The 22,586-nt window shown below is 42.5% G+C and carries 18 protein-coding genes; 4 read left to right on the top strand and 14 right to left on the bottom strand.

Going from position 1 to position 22,586, the window contains the following annotated elements:
• Positions 1 to 31: 31 nt before the first annotated feature.
• Genes ACST13_RS06805 through ACST13_RS06785 form a run of 5 tightly spaced genes read right to left on the bottom strand, consistent with a single transcriptional unit; the run spans position 32 to position 6,044 of the window.
• Complete coding sequence (locus ACST13_RS06805; protein WP_459522458.1) at positions 32 to 514, bottom strand: Lrp/AsnC family transcriptional regulator; 483 nt, start codon at positions 512 to 514, stop codon at positions 32 to 34.
• Positions 515 to 518: 4 nt separating this feature from the next.
• The gene (gene gldH, locus ACST13_RS06800; protein WP_459522457.1) at positions 519 to 1,019 is read right to left on the bottom strand and encodes a gliding motility lipoprotein GldH; all 501 of its coding nucleotides are present in this window, start codon (positions 1,017 to 1,019) and stop codon (positions 519 to 521) included.
• Positions 988 to 2,448 (bottom strand): regulatory iron-sulfur-containing complex subunit RicT, encoded by a 1,461-nt coding sequence (gene ricT / locus ACST13_RS06795; protein ID WP_459522456.1) that lies wholly within the window; start codon positions 2,446 to 2,448, stop codon positions 988 to 990. Before ricT ends, gldH begins: the two co-directional genes overlap by 32 nt.
• Positions 2,438 to 3,724: a phosphoribosylamine--glycine ligase gene (gene purD, locus ACST13_RS06790; RefSeq protein ID WP_459522455.1), complete on the bottom strand. Its 1,287-nt coding sequence runs from the start codon at positions 3,722 to 3,724 to the stop codon at positions 2,438 to 2,440. Before purD ends, ricT begins: the two co-directional genes overlap by 11 nt.
• 7 nt (positions 3,725 to 3,731) lie before the next feature.
• Entirely contained in the window at positions 3,732 to 6,044 is a 2,313-nt protein-coding gene (locus tag ACST13_RS06785) for a RecQ family ATP-dependent DNA helicase (protein ID WP_459522454.1), read from the bottom strand.
• Between the two features lie 82 nt (positions 6,045 to 6,126).
• On the opposite strand from ACST13_RS06785, the gene ACST13_RS06780 reads away from it, so the two are divergent.
• Positions 6,127 to 7,095: a KpsF/GutQ family sugar-phosphate isomerase gene (locus ACST13_RS06780; protein WP_459522453.1), complete on the top strand. Its 969-nt coding sequence runs from the start codon at positions 6,127 to 6,129 to the stop codon at positions 7,093 to 7,095.
• Between the two features lie 3 nt (positions 7,096 to 7,098).
• On the opposite strand, the gene ACST13_RS06775 is transcribed toward ACST13_RS06780, so the two are convergent.
• The 5 genes from ACST13_RS06775 to crtD all read right to left on the bottom strand — a co-directional run bounded on the left by ACST13_RS06775 (position 7,099) and on the right by crtD (position 11,702).
• Entirely contained in the window at positions 7,099 to 7,575 is a 477-nt protein-coding gene (locus ACST13_RS06775) for a DUF4293 domain-containing protein (RefSeq protein WP_459522452.1), read from the bottom strand.
• Positions 7,576 to 7,625: 50 nt separating this feature from the next.
• Positions 7,626 to 8,060: a hypothetical protein gene (locus ACST13_RS06770; protein ID WP_459522451.1), complete on the bottom strand. Its 435-nt coding sequence runs from the start codon at positions 8,058 to 8,060 to the stop codon at positions 7,626 to 7,628.
• Positions 8,061 to 8,087: 27 nt separating this feature from the next.
• Positions 8,088 to 8,519 carry a hypothetical protein gene (locus tag ACST13_RS06765; protein WP_459522450.1) on the bottom strand — a complete coding sequence of 144 codons (432 nt, stop codon included), beginning with the start codon at positions 8,517 to 8,519 and terminating at the stop codon, positions 8,088 to 8,090.
• A 6-nt stretch (positions 8,520 to 8,525) separates the two neighbouring features.
• Positions 8,526 to 10,034: a trypsin-like serine protease gene (locus ACST13_RS06760; RefSeq protein ID WP_459522601.1), complete on the bottom strand. Its 1,509-nt coding sequence runs from the start codon at positions 10,032 to 10,034 to the stop codon at positions 8,526 to 8,528.
• A gap of 201 nt (positions 10,035 to 10,235) precedes the next feature.
• The gene (gene crtD / locus ACST13_RS06755) at positions 10,236 to 11,702 is read right to left on the bottom strand and encodes a 1-hydroxycarotenoid 3,4-desaturase CrtD (protein WP_459522449.1); all 1,467 of its coding nucleotides are present in this window, start codon (positions 11,700 to 11,702) and stop codon (positions 10,236 to 10,238) included.
• Positions 11,703 to 11,792: 90 nt separating this feature from the next.
• Between crtD and aspS the strand changes: the two genes are divergently transcribed.
• Positions 11,793 to 13,556: an aspartate--tRNA ligase gene (gene aspS, locus ACST13_RS06750; protein ID WP_459522448.1), complete on the top strand. Its 1,764-nt coding sequence runs from the start codon at positions 11,793 to 11,795 to the stop codon at positions 13,554 to 13,556.
• Between the two features lie 50 nt (positions 13,557 to 13,606).
• Here aspS and can read toward each other — a convergent pair whose 3' ends face one another.
• Genes can through ACST13_RS06735 form a run of 3 tightly spaced genes read right to left on the bottom strand, consistent with a single transcriptional unit; the run spans position 13,607 to position 16,892 of the window.
• The gene (gene can, locus ACST13_RS06745) at positions 13,607 to 14,236 is read right to left on the bottom strand and encodes a carbonate dehydratase (protein ID WP_459522447.1); all 630 of its coding nucleotides are present in this window, start codon (positions 14,234 to 14,236) and stop codon (positions 13,607 to 13,609) included.
• A 2-nt stretch (positions 14,237 to 14,238) separates the two neighbouring features.
• Positions 14,239 to 15,765, bottom strand: a complete 1,527-nt coding sequence (locus ACST13_RS06740; protein WP_459522446.1) for a SulP family inorganic anion transporter — start codon at positions 15,763 to 15,765, stop codon at positions 14,239 to 14,241.
• Positions 15,766 to 15,794: 29 nt separating this feature from the next.
• Positions 15,795 to 16,892, bottom strand: a complete 1,098-nt coding sequence (locus ACST13_RS06735) for a toxin-antitoxin system YwqK family antitoxin (RefSeq protein ID WP_459522445.1) — start codon at positions 16,890 to 16,892, stop codon at positions 15,795 to 15,797.
• A gap of 144 nt (positions 16,893 to 17,036) precedes the next feature.
• On the opposite strand from ACST13_RS06735, the gene fcl reads away from it, so the two are divergent.
• Together fcl and ACST13_RS06725 are read left to right on the top strand one after the other, a co-directional pair.
• Complete coding sequence (gene fcl, locus ACST13_RS06730; protein ID WP_459522444.1) at positions 17,037 to 17,975, top strand: GDP-L-fucose synthase; 939 nt, start codon at positions 17,037 to 17,039, stop codon at positions 17,973 to 17,975.
• On the top strand, positions 17,975 to 18,718 hold the full coding sequence (locus ACST13_RS06725; protein WP_459522443.1) for a class I SAM-dependent methyltransferase: 744 nt from the start codon (positions 17,975 to 17,977) through the stop codon (positions 18,716 to 18,718). Before fcl ends, ACST13_RS06725 begins: the two co-directional genes overlap by 1 nt.
• Here the strand turns inward: ACST13_RS06725 and ACST13_RS06720 are convergent.
• Positions 18,715 to 22,575, bottom strand: a complete 3,861-nt coding sequence (locus tag ACST13_RS06720; protein ID WP_459522442.1) for a S8 family serine peptidase — start codon at positions 22,573 to 22,575, stop codon at positions 18,715 to 18,717. The genes ACST13_RS06725 and ACST13_RS06720 overlap by 4 nt on opposite strands.
• Positions 22,576 to 22,586: the final 11 nt, after the last annotated feature.

Raw genomic sequence — 22,586 nt, 5'->3', positions numbered from 1 at the left:
TCTTTGAAAAGGCTTACCCTATCTTGTAGGCTTAATTGGTTAAAGAATTAGAAATCCAGGGCATAAAGTGCTCATTTTCAATTTCGTTCATCACGAAATGACTCTGCGCATTGCCAATATTTTTTATACTCGCTAGTTTGTGCAAAATAAATTCTCGGTATTCATCCATATCTGCAACGACGATTTTAAGCAGAAAATCGCTGTGTCCTGAAACGCAATAGCATTCCGCTACCTCCGCTAAATTCATCACATCTTTTTCGAATTGATTCAAATATTCTGCGGCGTGCTCTTTTAAGGAAATATCACAAAAAACGGTTAATGTTTTACCTAGTTTAGCTGGGTTAATCATCGCGCGGTAGCCCGTAATCACGCCGTCCTTTTCCATTCGTTTAATCCGTTCGTGGATAGGAGTAGCGCTCATTCCTAGTCGAGCCGCCATTTCTTTGTTCGAAAGAAAGGCATCTTCATGCAGAAATGCGAGGATCTTTTTATCGATGTCATCAATTTTTGCCATGCGCTTATTTTCTCTCGTTTTTTTCTAGAAGTAGGCCTATGGAAACTATTCCTGACAGCGTATCTACGCGCATCGATTGTTCCATTTGAATTTTGTAGTTTCCTTTTCGAGGGAATTTCAGTGCAGGATATACAAGAAATTTTTTCTCATAGATATCGCCAAAACCAGCACCTTTCGGCTTCCCTGTCTTGGGGTCATATAAAATAGCTTCAGCTAAGCCTTTTTGTATGGTTTTGCCCTTTGCATCTAAAATGCTGGGACTGATATACAAATTATAAAAGGGATAGGAATTATTTTGTCGCACCACCACGTAAACCGCATAGCTACTTAAAGAATCAGGAATACTTACGTCAAAACCTATAGGTTGCTTTTGAATCCAACCCATTTCGTCAAAACTCTTCGTCTCATCTAAAGCAACTCCTGATTCACCACAAGCGGTAAGCAGGAGGCTTAGAACTAAGATTATTCCAATACTAGGCTTCAGGTGTGGTAGGCGCTGCACCATCTCTAGGAGGTCTTGGTTTAAACTTCTTTTTCTTCTTGAATGGTTTCGGGGTTGCTGTCGAACCATCCGCTTGAGGCGTGGTACCCTCTGGTCTTGGTGGGCGATTTTCGCCTTCTGGGCGTGGCCCGCGGTTTTCACCTTCTGGACGAGGCCCGCGATTTTCACCTTCTGGGCGAGGCCCGCGATTTTCACCTTCTGGACGCGGCGGTCTAGGTCCACGATCTGGGCGAGGCCCACGATCTTGTCCTTCCGGACGAGGTCCGCGATTACCACCTTCCCGATTTCCACCAGGCTTGCGGTTATTGCGATTGCCTGATTTAATGCCGCCATATTTCTTATCCATCCGCTCTAAATCAGAGTTTAGCTCAGATAAAGTAGGTTTTTCCACTGTAGGAGCATCTGGATTTAGATCCTCAAACGACTCAGGAATAATGCCTTTCTTATTTAAATCAACGATTTCCGCTACGCGATCGCAGCTTACGGGAATCCAAATAGCTTCTTCACCTACAATGCCAAACCACATCATTCGCTTGAAGATGTCTGTCTTTTGCAAGACGGCTTCCCCGCGCTTAGTTTTTATTCTGCCTTCAATCGTTGGAATGCTTTTCAAGGCATCCATATACGTCTCTAATTCGTAGTTCAAGCAGCATTTCAAGCGCCCACATTGGCCACTTAATTTGACTGGGTTGAGGGAAAGATTTTGGTAGCGTGCCGCTGAAGTGGTCACGTTTTTAAAATCAGATAGCCAGGTGGAACAGCATAATTCGCGTCCACAAACGCCGATTCCACCTAATCGACCCGCCTCTTGGCGTGATGAAATCTGTTTCATCTCGACCCGAATCTTAAATTCGGTCGCGAGTAATTTGATTAATTCACGGAAATCGACGCGGTCTTCGGAAGAATAATAGAAGATCGCTTTTGATCCATCGGATTGGAATTCCACATCCGATAATTTCATATTTATCTTAAGATCGTGAATGATTTGACGGCCACGGTACATGGTGGGTAAATCACGCGCCATCGATAGCTCGTGCTTTTCGATGTCTTTATCTGTCGCTATACGGAAGATAGTTTTGACCTTATCGTCGTCTTTGATGTTTTTCTTCAATAATTGAAGTCTAACTAATTCTCCTTGAAGGGAAACAACGCCTAATTGGGTTCCGCTGCTCGAATCGACCATCACGGAATCCCCCGTATGCAATTCTAAAACATCTGTATTGCGGAAATATTCTTTTCTACCCCCTTTAAACTTCACCTCTACGATATCGTAGCGTTGAAAAGAAGGTACATCTAGGTCTGAAAGCCAGTCAAAGACGTTCATTTTATTGCAGCCACCGGTGCCGCAGCCCCCATTACTTTGGCAGCCTTTAACTTCACCAGTTTCGCTGGCAGATCCACAAGATCCGCTAGAACACGATTTACATGCCATATCTTAATACATCTAATCCGATGTCTCTTCTAAAGTTTTTGCCTTCGAATTGAATGGTTTGAGCGGCCTTTTGTGATTTCTGGATCGCTCTTTCCAAGGTATTCGAAGTTCCAGTTAGCGCCATTACACGGCCACCGCTGGTACTAATTTCACCGTCTTTCGACGTTGTTCCTGCGTGGAAAACGATAGCGTCTTCCACTTTTTCTAGCCCTGATAGGACATCACCTTTGCGGTATTCTTCTGGATACCCACCTGCGACTAACATAGTAGTAACAGCGAATTGGTCCAAAATTGAAATTTTTTGTTCGCTCAGCGTGCCATTAGAGGCTGCAATTAACAAAGATAGGAAATCTGATTCGATTCTAGGTAAAACTACCTCGGTTTCGGGATCTCCCATTCTAGCATTGTATTCGATGACATAAGGCTCCCCTTCGTGGTTCATTAAACCGATAAAGATGAATCCTTTGTAGTCAATGTTTTCGGCTTTTAATCCTTTCACCGTAGGTTCGATCACCTTTTGCTTCACGACCTCCATGAATTTTGCATTCGCAAATGGAACCGGCGAAACCGCTCCCATACCTCCGGTATTTAAACCTTCGTCATTTTCGCTGATGCGCTTATAATCTTTCGCTTCAGGAAGTATGACGTAATTTTCACCATCGGAAAGGACAAAAACGGATAATTCGATGCCACGCAGGAATTGTTCGATCACGACTTTGGAACTCGCATCGCCAAACTTCGCCTCTAAAAGCATCTCATTCAAAGCTGTTTCCGCCTCCTGAAGAGTCAATGCGATAATCACCCCTTTCCCAGCCGCTAAACCATCTGCTTTTAACACGATGGGAAGCGATTGTTTTTGAAGATAGGCCAGGCCATCTGCAATCGTATCTTTCGTAAATGTTTGAGAGGCTGCCGTAGGAATGCCATACTTGTGCATAAAGTTCTTCGAGAAGTCTTTGCTGCCTTCGATTTGGGCTCCGTCTGCGCCAGGTCCTACAATGCTTACGTGTTTTAGGTCGTCGTGAGATTCAATAAAGTTCCGAACGCCTTTCACTAAAGGTTCTTCTGGGCCTACTACCACTAATCCGATGTCATGTGCACGGATGGCCGCCACGATTCCATCAAAATCCGTCACGCCGAAATCTAAATTCGTTCCGCATTGTGCGGTTCCTGGATTACCAGGGGCAATGTATAAATTACCTAGGATAGGGCTTTGGCTAATCTTCCAAGAAAAAGCGTGTTCACGGCCTCCAGCACCTAAAATTAAAACGTTCATATGTTGATTAATTGGCTAATTCACTTAAAAACTTAATACGCATTAATCGAAGTTCCTCTTCGGTCACATCTTCAATTTCACAATTTTCTAATGCATCTGCGATGTCATCGGTGTCCGCAGACATAAAATATTCGTAGATTTCGTCTTGTTTATCTAGCTCGATGACCTGATTTATGTAATAGTCTAGGGTCAGTTTCGTTCCAGAGAAGCAAATGGTCTCGATTTCCTCAATCAATTCCGCCATGCTCACCTCTTTTTGTTCGGCAATCAGGTCTAAGTCGATTTTGCGATCCACTTGTTGGATGATGTAAATCTTAATTTTGGACTTATTTACCGTCGATTTAACCACCACTTCCTTCGCAGTTTCGATCTCATTTTCCTCTACGTAGCGATTAATTACTTCGATGAAAGGTTTACCAAATTTCACAACTTTACCCATTCCTACCCCGTTGATTTGGGCCATTTCGTCCTGTGTAGTCGGATAGGTGGTTGCCATTTCTTCCAAAGAAGGATCCTGAAAAATAACGTAAGGAGGTAAATTTTTCTCTTTCGCAATTTTCTTGCGTAGGGTTTTCAGAATTTCGAAAAGTGCATCATCGTAAGCTTTCGCACCTAAGGCCGCACTATCATCATCACTTTCTGTAGGTTCAGCCTCTTTTTCGTAGTCGTGATCTCGGTAAAAGGTAATAGGGAAGGATTGCTTTAGGAAAGCGGTACCGGCCTTAGAAATTTTAAGCACACCATAATTCTCGATGTCTTTTTCTAGGAGGCCAAAGATTGCCATTTGCTTAATAAACGAGATCCAAGGAGATTTTTCGTCTTCGATGGGCACTGGCTTCGATGCGGTTTTGCGCATTTTCGGCTTCTTAGGCGTATCCTCATCTGAATCATCGTCGTCATCGTCGTCGTCTTCATCTACTTCTGGGCTAATCCAAGAAAGATTTTTCCCTGTCCCAAACAAGGATAATTTCTCCTGCTCGTGGCTCGCAATGAAGGAATTGGATTTACCAACTAAGAAGTCTGCGATGTGTTCTGCGTCGAAAAGTTCGCCTGTTTGTTTCACCGCTTTTAAGACCAGACTTACTTCGTCTTCTGCCTTAAAAGTAGGCGTAGGGTGCATACAATTATCGCAGAATCCACAGTTTTCTGCCATGTGCTCCCCAAAATAATGAAGCAATTGCTTGCGGCGGCAAACCCCTAAATTCGTGTAATAGACCATTTCAGAAAGTAGAATTTTAGCATTCTCCTTCTCTGTAACGGCTTTATCTTTATTAAACTTATCTAATTTCAATATATCATCGTAGGTATAGAATAGGATACAAGTTCCATCTAAACCATCGCGTCCAGCTCGCCCCGTCTCTTGGTAATAACCCTCTAACGATTTAGGGGCGTCATAGTGAATCACAAAACGTACATCGGGTTTATCAATCCCCATCCCAAACGCAATCGTCGCCACCATCACATCCACCTCTTCATTCAAGAAAGCTTCTTGGTTCGACATTCTCACCTGTGGCTCTAATCCGGCGTGGTAGGGCAGGGCTTTCACGCTATTCACGTGCAATAATTCGGCAATTTCCTCCACACGCTTTCTTGAAAGGCAATAAATGATCCCCGCTTTCCCATTATGGGACTTAATGAAACGGATTAATTGCTTGTCAATGTCCTTCTTCGATCGGATCTCGTAATAGAGATTCTTGCGATTAAAGGAGGTTTTAAATACAGTTGCATCTTCCAGATTTAAGGTCTTTTGGATGTCGATTTGCACTTTCGGTGTTGCCGTAGCCGTTAAAGCGATGATGGGCATTTTCTCATCGATCGTCTCGATGATAGTACGTATTTTGCGGTATTCAGGTCTAAAATCGTGTCCCCATTCCGAGATGCAATGTGCCTCGTCGATGGCCACAAACGATATTTTAGCTTGTTTCAAGAAATTCAGGTTCTCCTGCTTATTCAGTGATTCTGGGGCGATATATAATAATTTAACCACTCCAGAAATGACCTCAGCTTTTACGCGGTTGATTTCAGCACGCGTTAAAGAGGAATTTAAAAATTGAGCATTAATGCCAAAAGCGACCATTTGGTCCACTTGATTCTTCATCAAAGCGATTAATGGAGAGATAACGATAGCCGTTCCTTCCATCACAATAGCAGGTAATTGATAGCAAAGCGATTTGCCCGCGCCCGTAGGCATCAGAACAAAACTATTCTTGCCTTGAACGGTATTTAAAATAATGGCTTCTTGTTCTCCCCTAAATTGGCTAAAACCAAAGGTTTTTTTTAGCTGTTCCTTCAAGCTATCGATGGTTATTGGATGGGGCATAATGTGATTATATGTGATGTTTCGGCGATTGTTAATTTCTGCGGGCTTCTACTTATCTTTGCCCCTATAAATTCTTCTAACATTGAAATTAAGCAAAAATATCCAATCTACAGCAAAAAATGTTTTAACTCAGGAAGCCGAGGCAATTCTGCAGGTAAGTGCCGGAATTAATTCCGATTTTGAGGCTTGTGTGGAACATTTATTAAGCATTCCAGGGAGAATTGTTTTTACGGGAATAGGCAAATCTGCCATAATTGCCCAAAAAATCGTCGCCACCATGAACTCCACCGGAACTCCGGCCTTGTTTATGCACGCGGCGGATGCGATTCACGGCGATTTGGGGATGATTCAGGAGGGCGATGCGGTGATTTGCATTTCGAAGTCAGGCAATACGCCGGAGATAAAGGTTTTAGTGCCTTTGATCAAGCGTTTGAAAGTGAAGTTAATTGCGATGGTCTCGAATAAGAACTCGTACTTAGGCCAGCAATCTGATTATATATTACACGCCTTAGCGGAACAGGAGGCGGATTTATTGAATCTAGCACCTACAATATCCACGACGGTAGCTTTGGCTTTAGGCGATGCTTTAGCGGTTTGTTTATTAAAATGCAAAGGATTTACGGCACAGGATTTTGCCAAATATCATCCAGGCGGCGCTCTAGGCAAACGCCTCTATTTAAAAGTGGCGGATCTTTATCCGACGCACGATTTCCCAGCCATTCCACAAACGGCTACTATTCAAGAAGCCATTCACGAGATTTCATCGAAGCGTTTAGGTGCGACGGCGGTATTGGATTTAAAAGGTGATTTAGTGGGAATTATTACGGACGGGGACGTTCGCCGTACGTTAGAGAATTCGAAGGATTGGTCATCGATTGTGTTAGCGGATATGATGAATACGACGCCGAAGACGATCGAAGCGGAGGCATTTGCCACCGAGGCTTTGGCCATCATGCAAAGTAAAAATATCACTCAGTTGGTGGTGACGGCAAATAAAAAGGCCGTGGGATTTGTACATCTCCACGACCTGTTGAAAGAGGGTATCGTTTAATAATTAACGCATACGGTTCGATGATTGCACCAGCATCTCGTCCTTGCGGATCAGGCGGTTCGCAATCATATTAGCTAGCAGTGAAACCACCAAAGCGTAGAATCCGTAGCCATATTTTCCCTGAATTTCCGGTTCAAACGTAGGCACCGCCTCCTTGAAAATCACCCAAAAAGCATAGCCCATCGCTCCCGCTAATACAAGGGAATTGACTAGGCCTAGCATCATTTGACGCAGGCGGTTTTTGAACGAGAAAATAGTCACTAAGGTGATAATTGTCGATAAAGTCACTAAAAGCGCTATCGCGATCGTGCTGTGCGCTGCAACTTCTTTCTCATTTTGAAATAATAACCATTGGTTCGCGAAAAGCTCCGCTTTTTGGCCAGATGTGCCTATTTTTTGCCAAATAGAAATGCCCGATGTCGCGATGGCATTGCCAATAATCGCTATGGCTAAGAAAAGGGTTTGTGGTCTTTGAATCATAATTTTATGGAAATGAATAGGCAAAATTACGCATTTTTTGTGAGCTAGAGTCAGTCTTTTCGTTTTGTGGCCTGAAGTCCATGGATCTCTTTTGATATAGAATCAACTGCACCATATAATTCCAAATAGATACCCGCCCTGGGCGTTCTTATAAAACCTATCTGAGTATTTGGTCTAATATTTCCGTAAATAGTAAAGAATACACTATCCATAATCCTCAAAGGTTTCCTAATTGTCAATTCTTTATACACATATTTCAAAGATCTTAGATTATTAGGGTAGTCACTAAGCACTCGAATTTCTACGACAGAGTCATTTTTTTTGCTAATTAGTAGTCTTTTTCCTGTATCCCAGCTACAACAGGTTACATCATAATCACCCAGGATGCTTTCAATTGGTGACGGATTAATGTCTTGCTTTTCACAGCTGAGAACAGCAAGAAAAAATACAAATAGTCCAGCAAAAAGGGTGATGGAGGATTTCATAGGGGGTTGATTTTGGATGCATCTATGTTAGTTTGTAAGTTTAGTGGCCTGAATTCCCTGAATCTGTTGTGTTATAGAGTCAACAGCTCCAAATAAACTCAAAACTGTGCGTGCCTTACGCGTCCTAAACAATCCAACCTCTGTATTTACTCTATAAGTTCCGACGATAGAAAAAAAAGTACTGTCCATGGGATACATAGGTTTCCTAATTGTCAATTCTTTATATAGATATTTCAAGGATCTTAGATTGTTAGGGTAGTCGCTAAGCACTCGAATTTCTACAACGGAGTCATTTTTTTTGCTAATTATCAATCTTTTTCCTGTATCCCAGCTACAACACGTTACATCATAATCCCCTAGGATGCGTTCAATTGGAGAAGGATTAATGTCCTCCTTTTCACAGCTGAGCACAGCAAGAAAAAATACAAATAGTCCAGCGAAAAGGTTGGAGGATTTCATAGGGGATTAATTTAGAATAATTCTAATTTTGTCTACTTGATTGTCTTTTTTTGAACCAAAGCCCAAATGAAGATAATAAACTCCACGAGGTAAATCGGCGACATCTAAATCAATTTTCTTTAGGTCAAATGCGTGTGCCGGATCTATTGAAATATCCTTTTTCTTTTGTTTTAAATCTAAAGATTTTACTGACTTGTTTTTTTCATCATAAAGATCCAGATTGTCAGGTATGCTCTCTGTTTGAAGTGGTGCATCTAAAAGTATTGATAGTGTGGACTGCGTAGGATTGGATGCTATTCGATAGCCACAGTTGTTTACATTGACTATAATGCTCTTTCCTGTGCTACATGTACCATTAAAAGCTTTTATTGTTAGATAAAAACTACCTGTGTTATTTGTTCCAAAACATACTCTATCGTTAGGTACAGTTAGTGTATTGGTATTTAAGAAAGAGCCATAACTTGGCCATCCAGAATAGGTAAAATGAGTTGCGGTTGGTGTCCCCGTTCCAGTAGAAGCAGACATACAATAGCCTAGCGATTTACATATAGAAGTTGAATTATAATTAATTGAAAAAGTCCCATCTGTTGTTAATTGAACGTTTTCGGGACTCCCAACCCAAATAGGGTTCGATGGTTTTGAAAATGAAGTGCCATCGGGCAAAGTGACATTTAACGTAACAATTCCCCATCCTTTATTTGACCCGTTATTAGCCGTTGTAAATGTTGTGCCTGAACCAGAGGTGTTTGTAAATAAATTAGCTGGGCTTGCCGTCCAATTAAATGTAACACCATCAGGCAGATATCTTAAGTTTGAAAAGGTAGTATTTCCACAAATTTTTTCTGTGCCGTTATTCGCATGTATTGTTTCAATGATCCATCTTAAATGTTCTGATATCTTTGTGTATTTACCACCTTGGCCACATCCTGCTTGTAAATCACCGGCTAAATTACTACTAACAATTCCAATAGCAATTGTGGTTGTATCTAAAGGTGAACTAAAATTGGTTAATGGTCCTCCGCTATCCCCATTGCAGGCGTCATTTGTGTTTGGACCGGTTGCGTAAATTTTCTTTTCGCTGACAGAGCTAGAATTATTAACCAAGCTAACATTCGTGGTTAGTAATTGCTGTGAATAGTTTTCTGTGTTTGTTTTACCCATACCATACACTTTACCGCTTTGGCCGTTCTGCCACATGTAGGTATTTGCAGAACTCGCAAGTTTGATAGCCCTTAAGGATGACTCAATAGAAAGAGGTTGGCTTAATTTAATTAAGCCAATATCATTTGATGGGTTAGGATTATTAACAAACTTTTCGTTGTTGGTATATGTCACTTGTAAAGCTGAGTTGCCATTAATGTCATTGCGGTTCATGATTCCTGCATAAACTGGAGAATATCCTGTAGTATGTCCCGCTGTCAAAACCCACCTATCGGCAATAATCATTCCACCACCCGAGGAACTTGGATCCCCCAATAATACATAGAATGGTGCAGTTGTAGCGGTGCCATTGATAATAGTTGGACTTGTCCTAGCTGTTTTTTGTGTTGTTTATTCGCGGGAACGGCGAATACAGCAGATATTGACAAAGAAAAGATAATTATTAGTTGTTTCATAGAACAAGCAAAAGAAGATTAGAAGGATTTATTAAGCTGAATTGGCCTCAATTTAATAAAATAATTATAATTTTATCATCAAATAATGCCAAAAAATAACTTACTTCTCACTCATCAATTTCGCCGCAATTTTTGCCGACGATAAACAAAGCGGAATTCCTCCACCTGGGTGCACGCTCCCGCCTACCCAATACAGGTTTTTGATGTTCTTACGGTAATTCGGGTGGCGTAAAAACGCCGCGAAGCGGTTATTCGACGCATTCCCGTACAAGGCTCCACCGGCAGACGAAGTTCTCGCCTCGATGCTGCGCGGATCTAATAGGTCCTCAGCGACGATGTGTTTCTCGATGTCTACGCCTAAGTTGCGCGATAATTTTGCAATCACATTTTGGCGCATTTTCGCCACGAGCGCATCCCAATCTTGTCCCTCGTTAGCGGGTACATTCATCAATACAAACCAGTTTTCGCCACCTTTCGGGGCGTCGCCTTTTTCCATTTTCGAGGAGATGTGCAGGTAAATAGTAGGGTCGCCGTTGATGGTTTTGTCCTCGAAGATGGTCTTGAATTCGCTCTTATAATCGTCTGAGAAGAAGATGTTGTGTACGCCTAATCCATCGAATATTTGGTCAATTCCCCAGTAAAAAATGATGCCTGAGCTGGATTTCGGCTGGTTTAAAAGCTTTTTAGGTGCCGGCTCTTGCGATAGTAACTTTTCGTAGCTCGGCCGAATATCCGCGTTGCTAGCGATGTAATCGAATGCATACGTGCCTTTATCGGTTGCTAGGCCGGTCGCCGTATTATTGGAAGTAGTGATTTGGGATACCTTCTCTCCTAAATGAAACTTCACGCCTAATTCCGTCGCGAGACGGTGCAGCGCCCGAGGGATACTTATAATGCCTCCTTTGGGGAAAAAGGCGCCTATGTTGTATTCTAAATGGGGTATGATCGATAAAGTCGCGGGCGTTTGGTAGGGATCTGAGCCATTATACGTGGCATAGCGGTCAAAAAGCTGTACCGTTTTCGGGTTCTTAAAACGTTTTGCGTGAGAACGGTGCATCGTGTTAAATAAGCCTAAACGATGTAGGTTTGCATAGCCTTTCAAGGCTTTAGAACCCGTCCAAGTAGATATAGAATGTAATGAATTGTCGAGAAATAGATCACTAATGATGTGGTAGTTTTCGCCGATTCCACGTAAAAAAGCGGATACGTTTTCTGACGATTCTCCTAATTCTGAGGCAATCGCCGCAGCTGTTTCCTCCGGTGCCGCATTCGTCTGTAAGCGAGTGCCATCCTCCCAAAAGTAGCGGCAAATCTCCGGCAATCGCTCATAAGTGAAATAGTCCCGCGGATTTTTGCCTGCCAGCGTGAATAATTCGTCCACTAGGTGGGGCATTGTGAAGAGGGACGGGCCGGCATCAAAACGAAAGCCGTCCATTTTAATCTCGGCTAGCTTTCCACCTACATAGGTATTAGCCTCGAAAACGCTGACTTCGTGCCCCGCCACCGCGCTGCGAATGGCAAAGCCCAAGCTACCCATACCTGATCCGACAATTCCTATTTTTGACATAATACAAAATTAGCTAAAAAAGAATAAAAGGGTAAATGTTTTTCACTCCCTGACCTTTTCCGTAATTTTGCTCGAATTTTAATTTTTTTTATGCTACGTACACATACAAATGGCGAATTGCGCATCGAACACGCGGGCACTGAGGTAATACTTTGTGGCTGGGTTCAGCGTTCACGAGATAAAGGGGGGATGATTTGGGTGGATCTTCGGGATCGTTACGGAGTTACTCAGTTGATGTTAGAAGAAGGAAAATCGTCTGTGGAGGCTTTAACGCTGGCCCGTAGTTTGGGTCGTGAATTTGTGGTGGAGGCGAAAGGTACTGTGGTAGAGCGTTTGTCTAAAAACGACAAGATGCCTACCGGAGATATCGAAATCAAAGTAAGCGAATTGCGCGTATTGAATCCGGCTAAATTGCCTCCCTTCTTAATCGAAGATGAGACCGATGGCGGCGATGATATTCGCATGAAATACCGTTATTTAGACTTGCGTCGTAATCCGATTCGTGAAAATTTGCAATTGCGTCACCGCGTGGGTCGTGAAGTGCGAAATTACTTAGATAAGCAAGATTTTATCGAGGTGGAAACACCTGTTTTGATCAAATCAACTCCTGAAGGTGCGCGCGATTTCGTCGTACCTTCTCGGATGAATCCAGGCGAATTTTATGCCTTGCCGCAGTCTCCGCAAACCTTTAAGCAATTATTGATGGTATCCGGTTTCGACCGCTACTACCAAATTGTGAAGTGTTTCCGGGATGAAGATTTGCGCGCAGATCGCCAGCCGGAATTTACTCAAATCGACTGCGAAATGTCGTTTGTGGAGCAAGAAGATATCCTGAATATGTTTGAGGGATTGATTCGTCATTTGTTCCAAAACGTGAAAGGCTTCGACATCGGAACGGTGCCGCGCATGACCTATGCGGACGCGATGAAAAACTACGGTTCGGACAAGCCGGACATTCGTTTTGAGATGAAATTCGTGGAATTGAAAGGCGACGACGTGGATTTAACGTCTGGCAAAGATTTTCAAGTTTTTGATGCGGCGAACACCGTAGTAGGTATTTGTGTCAAAGGTGCAGCCGAATATACCCGCAAGCAAATCGATGAATTAACGGATTTTGTTCGTCGTCCACAGATTGGCGCAAAAGGCTTAATCTACGCCCGCGTTCAAGCGGACGGCGTGGTGAAATCATCGGTGGATAAATTCTATTCAGAAGCAGATTTAGCGACTTGGGCAGCGGCGTTTAGCGCGGGGCCAGGGGACTTAATTTTGGTTCTTTCAGGTGAAGGAGACAAGGTGCGTAAGCAATTGAGCGAATTACGCTTAGAAATGGGAACGCGTATGGGATTACGTGATCCGAATAACTATAAAGTGCATTGGGTAGTAGATTTCCCACTATTAGAATACGGTGAGGAGGAAGATCGCTGGTTTGCGATGCACCATCCATTTACTAGCCCTAAGCCCGAGGATATTCCGTTGATGTTAGCTGGGGAATTGGGTAAAGTTCGTGCGAACGCGTACGATTTAGTCGTGAATGGGGTGGAAGTAGGAGGAGGTTCGATTCGTATTTTCCAAAAAGACCTTCAGTCGAAAATGTTCGAAGTTCTTGGATTCACCCCGGAGGAAGCTCAAGCACAATTCGGATTCTTATTAGATGCCTTTGAATATGGGGCGCCTCCGCACGGTGGTTTAGCCTTTGGTTTTGACCGTCTTTGCTCGTTATTTGGTGGAACCGATTCAATTCGTGATTACATCGCTTTCCCTAAGAATAACGCGGGACGCGACGTGATGATTGATTCTCCATCTCCTTTAGCGCAAGCTCAATTAGATGAATTGAAGATCAAGACGACGGTTTAGTTTACTGAATAGAATGAAAGAGGGGGCCGCGCAGCGGCCCCCTCTTTTTTTTAAAAATCGTAGTGAAAAACAGGACTCGACCATTCTCCGGCGTTGATATTCAACACCTCTTTAATCTCGCCTTTGTGGATATCGAAAACCCATCCGTGCAAGTGAGGGAATTGGCGATTTTTCCAGGCTTTTTGAACGATGGACGTCTTCGCTAGGTTTTGGATCTGTTCCGCTACATTCAATTCCACTAGTTTATTGAAGCGTGCCGTTTCATCCGTGATGTCATGCAAATCTTCGTAGTGTTTTTCGTAGACTTCTTTGATGTTGCGAAGCCACTTATTGATTAGGCCATAATCTTGGTTCGTCATCGCTGCCTTCACGCCACCACAATTATAGTGACCACAAACAATGATGTGTTTCACCTCTAAGACTTCAACGGCATATTGCAAAACGGACAATAAATTAATGTCTGTATGCACCACCATATTGGCCACATTTCTGTGAACAAAAATATCACCTGGATCCGCATGCGTAATTTCTTCCGCAGGTACGCGGCTGTCTGCGCAACCAATCCAAAGGAAAAGAGGAGTTTGGGTTTTCGACAAATTGTCAAAATAGGTCGGGTCTAACTCTAGTCTTTCGCTAGCCCAAGCCTTGTTACTCAATAATAATTTTTTGTATTCTTTCATGATTATTTCTTTTTTAAATCTGCCTCAATGCCTCTTTCGTGAGCTGTGGCGATAAATTCATCTATAAGTTGTTTGATATCGTGATCCATGAAGTGCACTTTAGACAGATCTATGTAGACTTCAGATCCCGCTGGAATCTTTCGAAGCGCTTCTTTTAAAGACATTTTGTGCAAGAAGGTTACATCCTTTTGGAATTTAATTAATACCTCATTTCCGTTTTGAAAAACCGTAAAGACAGACGAATAATTTGTCAGTATTACGAAGATTAATCCTACTAAGGTACCTATAAAAATTCCCCATAATAAGTCGACACCTACGACCACGGCGACAGTGACTAAAAAGGGAACCCATTGCTTCCAGCCTTCTGCAATTACCTTTTTGAAAGCGGATGGATGGGCAAGTTTATATCCCGTGTACAATAAAACACTCGCTAAACAGGCCAAAGGTATTTTGTTTAAATACAAAGGCAAAGCAAGTACCGCTGCGAGAAGCAAGATGCCATGGAAAAACCCGGACATGCGACTTTTTCCACCAGAATAGACATTTGTAGAGGATCGCACAATCACCGAAGTAATCGGAATTCCACCTAATAATCCACTGGCTACATTACCCACGCCTTGTGCTAAAAGCTCTCTATCTGGCGATGAAATTCGCTTTAATGGGTCTAATGAATCTGTTGCTTCTAAGGACAATAAGGATTCTAACGAAGCGACAATCGCTAATGTTAAGGCGATGGAATACACTTTAGAATTTGTGATAAAACTCCAATCAGGCGAGACTAATCCGCCCCAAACCTCGCTAGTCGAAGCAAAAATAGGCAGATTCACCATATGGTCTTTCGAATTCCCTAAATACCAGTCTGGCGCCCAGATTGCGAAGCTTTCATTCATCGCTACTCCCGCCAAAACCACAAATAAGGAGGCAGGAAGCGCGTTCATAAAGCGAAAAGTTTCGCCTAGTTTCGTCCACGAAAACAGAATAATTAATCCGATGGCAGAAATGAATAAGGCCCCAGCTTTCAGGGTAGAAAAGGAGGCTAAAATTTCTGAAAAGGTATTTTTTCCATCTTTTTGGTCAAATTCAAATTCCCCAATAAAGTTCAAATCATTTCCAATCGCATGTGGGATTTGCTTTAAAATAATGACAATTCCGATCGCAACTAACATGCCTCGAATGACAGATGAAGGGAAGAATCCTCCGATTTTCCCCAATTTCAGCAGCCCAAGAGCGATTTGAATTCCACCGGCAAGTATGACAGCAACTAAAAAGCCAGGGAATGAACCTAGTTCAATAATGGCTGTCGCCACGATGATGGTTAATCCAGCGGCTGGGCCACTAACAGATAATTCTGATCCCGATAAAAGAGAAACGATAGTTCCTCCCACGATACCAGCCACAAGGCCAGCTAATAAGGGGGCTCCCGAAGCGAGGGCGATACCTAGACAAAGGGGTAAAGCGACTAAAAAGACCGCGATTCCTGATTTCCAATCCCCTTTAATAAAGGATTGAATGTATTCTGATTGTTTCATAAAGTTGTTTAAATGGTTCTAAAAATCAATTAAACAGTAAAATCAGGCGGGGTTTGGTGTATATTCAAATATCCTGAGGCAAGTGCATAGTCTTCCCCAGGAATTAGTAATCGAATTAAACTTTCCGAAAATTCATATGGATGCAATAGATGAACAAAGTCCGAATTTTCGGTGGAATCCTCATCTACTAAATCTTCATCATCTGAGTTAATCGGAGGGATATTTTCGGATTTGTGCTGGGAAAGAGGTGCTTGAGTCTGAAAAATTACTTTCGATTGTTGATCTCGTTCCTGGATTAAAATAGGCTCAGTTGCATCGAATTTATCCTTTGCGAATTTCCATTCTTTTTTCAAGCGACCGCCACTACCAAACTCATGGTATTCTCTCCAGCGACCTACTTTTACGCTATCGTCTAAGCGACCGTCTTCCTTTAAACCCCCACTCGGATAAAAGGAATAATAGGTGCCGCGTACTTTTCCATAAAAGCGAGGAATCACCTCTTGAATTTTCTTTTTAGAGGCATCATAATAGTGAATAATGGACCCGGCTGTAAAACCTTTTTCAAAGTAGACCTTATTTTCTAATTCATTTTCTGGACCATAGTTTTCCCAGCGCCCATCTTTTACGCCCATGAAGTAGAAACCTTCCTCGATAAGTTTTTGATTCACATATTTCTTGAAAGGTCCGTGGCAGATTTGAGCATTTTTCGTGTCCTTTGAAGGAATAGAAACGACACGGGATTGAGAAGGGTCAAAGATGAAAATATCCTGAGAATAAGGACTTAGGGCTTCATCTTCCACATATTTCACTACATTAACTTCTTCGACGGTCATGCGAACACCGCTACCATAGTTGCCTAGTTTGCGTTCGGTTTTGATGCTTTCGTATTCGTCTTTTGGCTGGAATTTTTTCTTTGCTGTTTTGACTATTTTTTTACCCAAATCCTTCACCCCTAAGCTCTCTATAAAAGCTTTACTATCTTCTTTGAATTTTTTCGCTTCCGCCGCCTTACCTTCTAATCCAGATGTAAATCGACCGCCTAATAAACCTTTTTCGTGAACAGAGGTATCTATGAGGGGTTTGGACGTTGAAATAGCCCGATTCTGTGCTTGAACGAAAAGGCTCAAACAAAACAGTAAAAAGAAAAGGGGTAAACGAGTCGGCATTATAAGCGCACTTTTAATTTTCCCAAAATTACGAATTAAACTTATTACCTGAGAGACTTTGTGTATTTTTGTAAGGATTTTTTGAGGCCTTATTGCATTACAACATTGGAAAAAGAAGCAAAAATATATGTAGCTGGACACCGCGGAATGGTGGGTTCCGCCATCGTTCGAAAATTACAAAGTGTAGGATATACGAATTTGTTGCTGAGGACCTCAGCTGAATTAGACTTACGGGACCAAGCAAAAGTGGCAGCCTTCTTTGCCACCGAAAAACCTGATTATGTGTTTTTAGCGGCCGCTAAAGTAGGCGGTATTATAGCGAATAGCACCTATCGCGCTGATTTTTTATACGAGAATTTGGCTATCCAAAACAATATCATTCACGCCTCCCTTGTGAATAAAGTTAAAAAATTGCAATTCCTCGGATCGTCTTGTATTTATCCTAAATTAGCGCCTCAGCCTTTAAAAGAGTCCTATTTATTAAGTGGATACTTAGAAGAGACGAATGAGCCTTATGCCATTGCGAAGATTGCCGGCATCAAAATGTGCGAAGCTTATCGGGCACAATACGGCTGTGATTTCATTTCCGTGATGCCTACAAATTTGTATGGCCCGAACGATAATTATGATTTAGAAAATTCTCACGTGCTGCCTGCTATGATTCGTAAGTTTCATGAAGCTAAAGAACGAGGAGAGACTTCCATGACACTTTGGGGAACAGGATCACCGATGCGCGAATTTTTACACGCAGATGATTTAGCCGAAGCCTGTGTCTATTTAATGGAAACATATAGCGATTCCGAACTGGTGAATATCGGCACTGGTATCGACGTAACCATTAAGGAATTAGCCGAAACGGTCAAGCAAATTGTTGGATTCGAAGGATCCATTCAATGGGATACATCGCGTCCGGATGGCACACCTAGGAAATTAATGGATGTAGCTAAATTACATTCTTTGGGCTGGAAACATAAAATCGAATTGAAAGACGGGATCGCATTAGCTTACCAAGATTTCTTAACGAATGTCAATATTCGCAAATAATGGTATCTAAAGAGTGGTTTAGTACCTGGTTTGATTCCCCTTATTATCATATTCTGTATGCGCAGCGGGACGAAAGTGAAGCGGCAGATTTTATCGCCTCGCTTCAGCAAAAACTGCATTTAATTGCCGGAGCTCACGTTCTCGATGCGGCTTGTGGGAAAGGTCGTCACGCCATTACTTTAGCGCAATTGGGATTCACCGTGGACGCCTTCGATTTATCCCCTGCGAATATTGAGGCAGCTCAAGAGTTTGAAAACGAAGACCTTTTGTTTTTTGTACACGATTTACGGGAGCCTTTACCTCTCGAAAACCAATATGATGCGATTTTTAATTTCTTCACTAGTTTTGGTTATTTCGATGATCAAAATGACAATCAAAAAGCATTCAACACCTTCGCTGGAGGGCTAAAAGAGAACGGCTTGCTGGTGTTGGATTTCTTTAATCCCATCCATGTCTTAGCGAATTTAGTTCCTTCTGAAACGGTGATCCGGGAAGGGATTTCGTTTCAAATTAAGCGTTGGTCAGCATCAGGATATTTGCATAAATCAATCGATTTTACAGATAAAGGGCAAAACTATTCTTTTGTAGAGAAGGTCGAATTAGTCGCGAAAAACGACTTCGTTTCCTATGCCGCACAAGCAGGATTTAGTTTAGTCGACCTGAAAGGAGATTACAAACTATCTCCTTTCGACGAGGCAGCGTCGCCTCGAATGATCTTTGTTTGGGCTAAAACAACATTTTAATTCTTCTGAAATTTAATGGACACCTGGTTTTCTAGCTCAGGGAAATTAATCACATAATTCCCCGCTTTAAGCTGTGAGATATCGATAGTTAGAGTAAAATCTCTTCTCTCTACTCTATAATCTCTCATCTCTTTTCCTTGTAAATCACTAATTCGGATTCGGTAGGAAGACGCCGCAAAAGGACTAGGGATGGCAATGTGTAATTCCTCGATAGCCGGATTAGGGAAGGCATAAAAAGTAGCATATGGATTGTCAGCCGTGGCAGCTAAAATCGTTATTCCATAAGATGCTGAGGCCAAACAACCATTAGCATCTTTCAATTTTACTTTATAAATACCGTTTGCTGTTGGTTTATACGTCGTGGCCGTGGCTCCTGAGATGGCTACGTCGTTCAAATACCATTGTATCTCTGTTCCAGTAGATGTCGTTAATATACCTTGATTAAAGGTGATTAGCGGTTCTAGTGGACTCGTTACTGTAATAGTGGACGCAGTTGACAGTACAGGACAAATGCCATTGAAGCTTGAATTCAGCGTATAAGCTCCTGAAGTATTTACGTCTAATTTGTTAGTTGTGGCACCTGCAATGGCTGTTCCATTTTTAAACCATTGGTAGTTAGGCGTTCCAGAGACTGGAGTGCCCGTTAAGGTGATTTTGTTCCCTAAGCAAACAGTGGAGGCCCCTGTCGGACTCACAGCTACAACGGGGCTAGTGCCTGTTGTGACGTTCACTTGTACTTTCGGGCTTGGGCAAGCATATGATTTGAATTTCATTCCGTACAAGTAATAATATCCGGATTGAATTTGCGCGCCGTTAAACAAAGCACCAGTTAATTTTAATACGCCTGGAATTTCATAAGGGTAACCGATGTTCGTTGGAGCGTTAATTGTATCTGCTTTGGTCCGATTACTTCTAAATATAGAAGAGCCATTTGAACAGACGTGAGATAAAAGGTAATTTCCTGCCTTAGGAAAAGGTAGGTTTAGGATAACCGTTTGCCCAGGATCCGTTTTATCGTCGATTAATTGACTGTTGACTGTCGTGGCGTTAGCAGAAGTTCGAGTTGCGGTCAGATCTTTAGTAACAGAGGCAATTAATTCTCCTGAGTCTTTGTCGAAAATTCCAAAAGTCACCGTCCCTGACGTACCTATGTATACGATTGCTGACTCTAAAATAGTGGGTTGGGTCACAGTAAAGATAGGTTCAGGACCAAAGTTACTGTAGTAGTTACCACTCCCAAAGTCCGCTTTAGTTGCCGGCCCCATCGTCGTATTTAAATTATCAAATGCCGCATAAAATGTCCCGGTAGACGGCGCTTTTAATGACGTCCCAGCGCCTAAAAGTGTATTTCCGTTATACCATAAGGGACTCCCGTTGCTCGCCGCTAAACTCAATTCTGACGCTCCACTACAAATGGTTCCTGTGACAATAGGAGCAGCTGGGTTTTCAATAGTTTTATTATTTGAGTAGAGGTCGTTCGCTGAATTTTGATCCCCCGTTAATTGCGGTTTTAACAGGAATGTATAACTCGATCCTGCTATTAAAGTAACATTTCCTGCAAGTGTTACATCTGTTTCTCTTCCAGAGGCTAAGGTACTAATGGTACCTGTTGCGGTACCCACACTAGTCGCACCTGATTTTATCTCCAATAGAACGGGAACATTCGTTTGAGTCAATGCACCTACGTTTTTTACTTTGGCTATAAAACTCGTCAACCCATTGCTAGCACATATGGCTGAGCTTACTTGAGCTACGGAGACCGCGGAAAAATCTTTCGAAGCCTGTAGAATTTGCAAAGCATAATCCTTGGATTCCCCCGAGCTAATACCTCCACAAGATGGCGCGGAACCACTTCCGTTTTCTGCCACCCAACGCATACGGTAATAATTATCTTGCTTTAAGTTACTTGGAATGCTTATTGAACTTGCGGTATTGGCTGAATTAAAGAGCTCCTCTCCTGAGTCAACAAAATCCCCATCTTGGTTCCAGTCAGCGTACAGGCGAACCTGCTTTGATCCTGTTCCAGCAAAGTTGAATTTCACTGGTACGGTTGCTCCTAATTCTGCGGTAAATACGGGCTTAAGCCCAGTGGAATCTTTGACTGTTCCTAAGCTAAATGTTTGGAAATTAGTCGTGGCAGTCGATGGAGTAATAGCACAATATGCCGTCCCGCCGATTCCGGAAACCGCTAAACCGAAGTCTTGATTACTATTCTTTAACGTGCCTTTGTGTTTGATAGTTAAGGTAAAAGTTTGGCCGGGAAGCGTATTGCTGATAACTATTTGCTCTACGTTGTCGCGAATATTGTCGCCTGGGACAGCCAGGCTTGCCGGGTTTGCCGGGTCTAACGTATAAGGCAAAAATGTGGATGAGCCACTAGTCAGCCGAATGTCTAAATCATTCACTAATCGAGGAGTCCGGTCATTCAAACCTGAAGATGTCGACGCCTCTGGGTCAGTCCAGGCCAAAGTGACTTTTAATGGGCCATTTCCTGACGCTATAAAGGTATACGTTTTTGTTTCACCTTGACCTAATTTCCCTTCCGTCAGTTGATGGCTATTCCCTGTATTTTTAACGACTTCAGCCGCTCTATCTAGTTGAATTAGGCCCCAACCCGACTTATAATCTGGGCCTGCGGATTCCATATCTAAAGTCGTATGTATCGCCACCGCCTTTAAGGTGGAGGATAACATAAAGGTATTTTTATTTAGACGGTTGTATAATTGTTGAACCAAATACAGAGAGCCAGCAGCTTGTGGAGAAGACATGGATGTTCCACTTTTAGTATCGTAGGATTTATCATTTGAATTATCCGTAGAGAATATACTGGTGCCTATGGCCATGACATCAGGTTTTACACGTCCATCATCTGTAGGACCCCAGCTAGTAAAGCTTGAAATACTTAGGTCGGATCCCTTCGTTGGAATAAGTGAAGAAATAGACGCAGCTCCTACAGTTAGGATGTTTTTCGCCGTTCCAGAGGTAGAAATGATATCGTAGCCATCGTTTTTAGCTCTAGCTTTATTAGAAGAGTCACTAGTGGATCGGAGTAAATAGTAGGCTCCTGCTGCAGGGCCATTTTCATTACGGCTATTACCGGCAGATTTGACAATTAGGTAGTTAGGGGCATTGTAGGCAATGCGATCCCATGTTTGTGTATTTGCATCATATAAACCAAATTTAAAGTCTTCATCCTCACTCACGGCATCATTTCCCCACCATTGCCATTTTTTCTTGGTTTCATCGTAGACCCAGCCCGCTTGGTATCCATAGGAGTGGTTACTGATTAAAAGTGATGTGGAAGCGGTACTCATTTCTGAATTATCATTAGAAAAATCCCAAAATTTTAAATCCGCCCCATAAGCCATACCTTTCGCTGAAGGACTAATACCACCGGCGATTAAGGTTCCAGCTACGTGTGTAGCGTGGTCATTCGTAGTGGCAATAGTTTGTGCCGCTGTAGCTCTTCCACTAAATTCTTGGTGCGTAGATAATACTCCTCCACCATCCCACATGCCTAATTTGCCTTTAATGGAGTCAGACTTTCCCGTAATGCCGATATTTAACGAGGCGCCTGGATACAAAAGGTTAGTTTTGGTCATTTTAGCCGCCTGTTCATTGGATTCATTCTTTAAATAGAGCGCTTCGCCTATTTCAGAAAATCCCTGAAAATGGAGGGTATTATCTTTTCCTAAATCCACTTTAAGCGGAATACCTCTTTTTTTTGCTATCTCCTGAGCACCCCGGTAAATAGAATCTTGTTGCATGCCCATACGTAAGGCACGCTCTTTTCTGAACGATTCTTGCGCCAGAGCTGAATAGCTTAGTAGGAAAAGTAGGAGTATACGTAGCTTCATAAAGGGCTAAT

The organism is Aquirufa sp. A-Brett2-W8 (assembly GCF_054558755.1).
The sequence above is the reverse complement of the archived record's forward strand: the minus strand, read 5'-3'. Positions and strand labels throughout refer to the sequence as shown.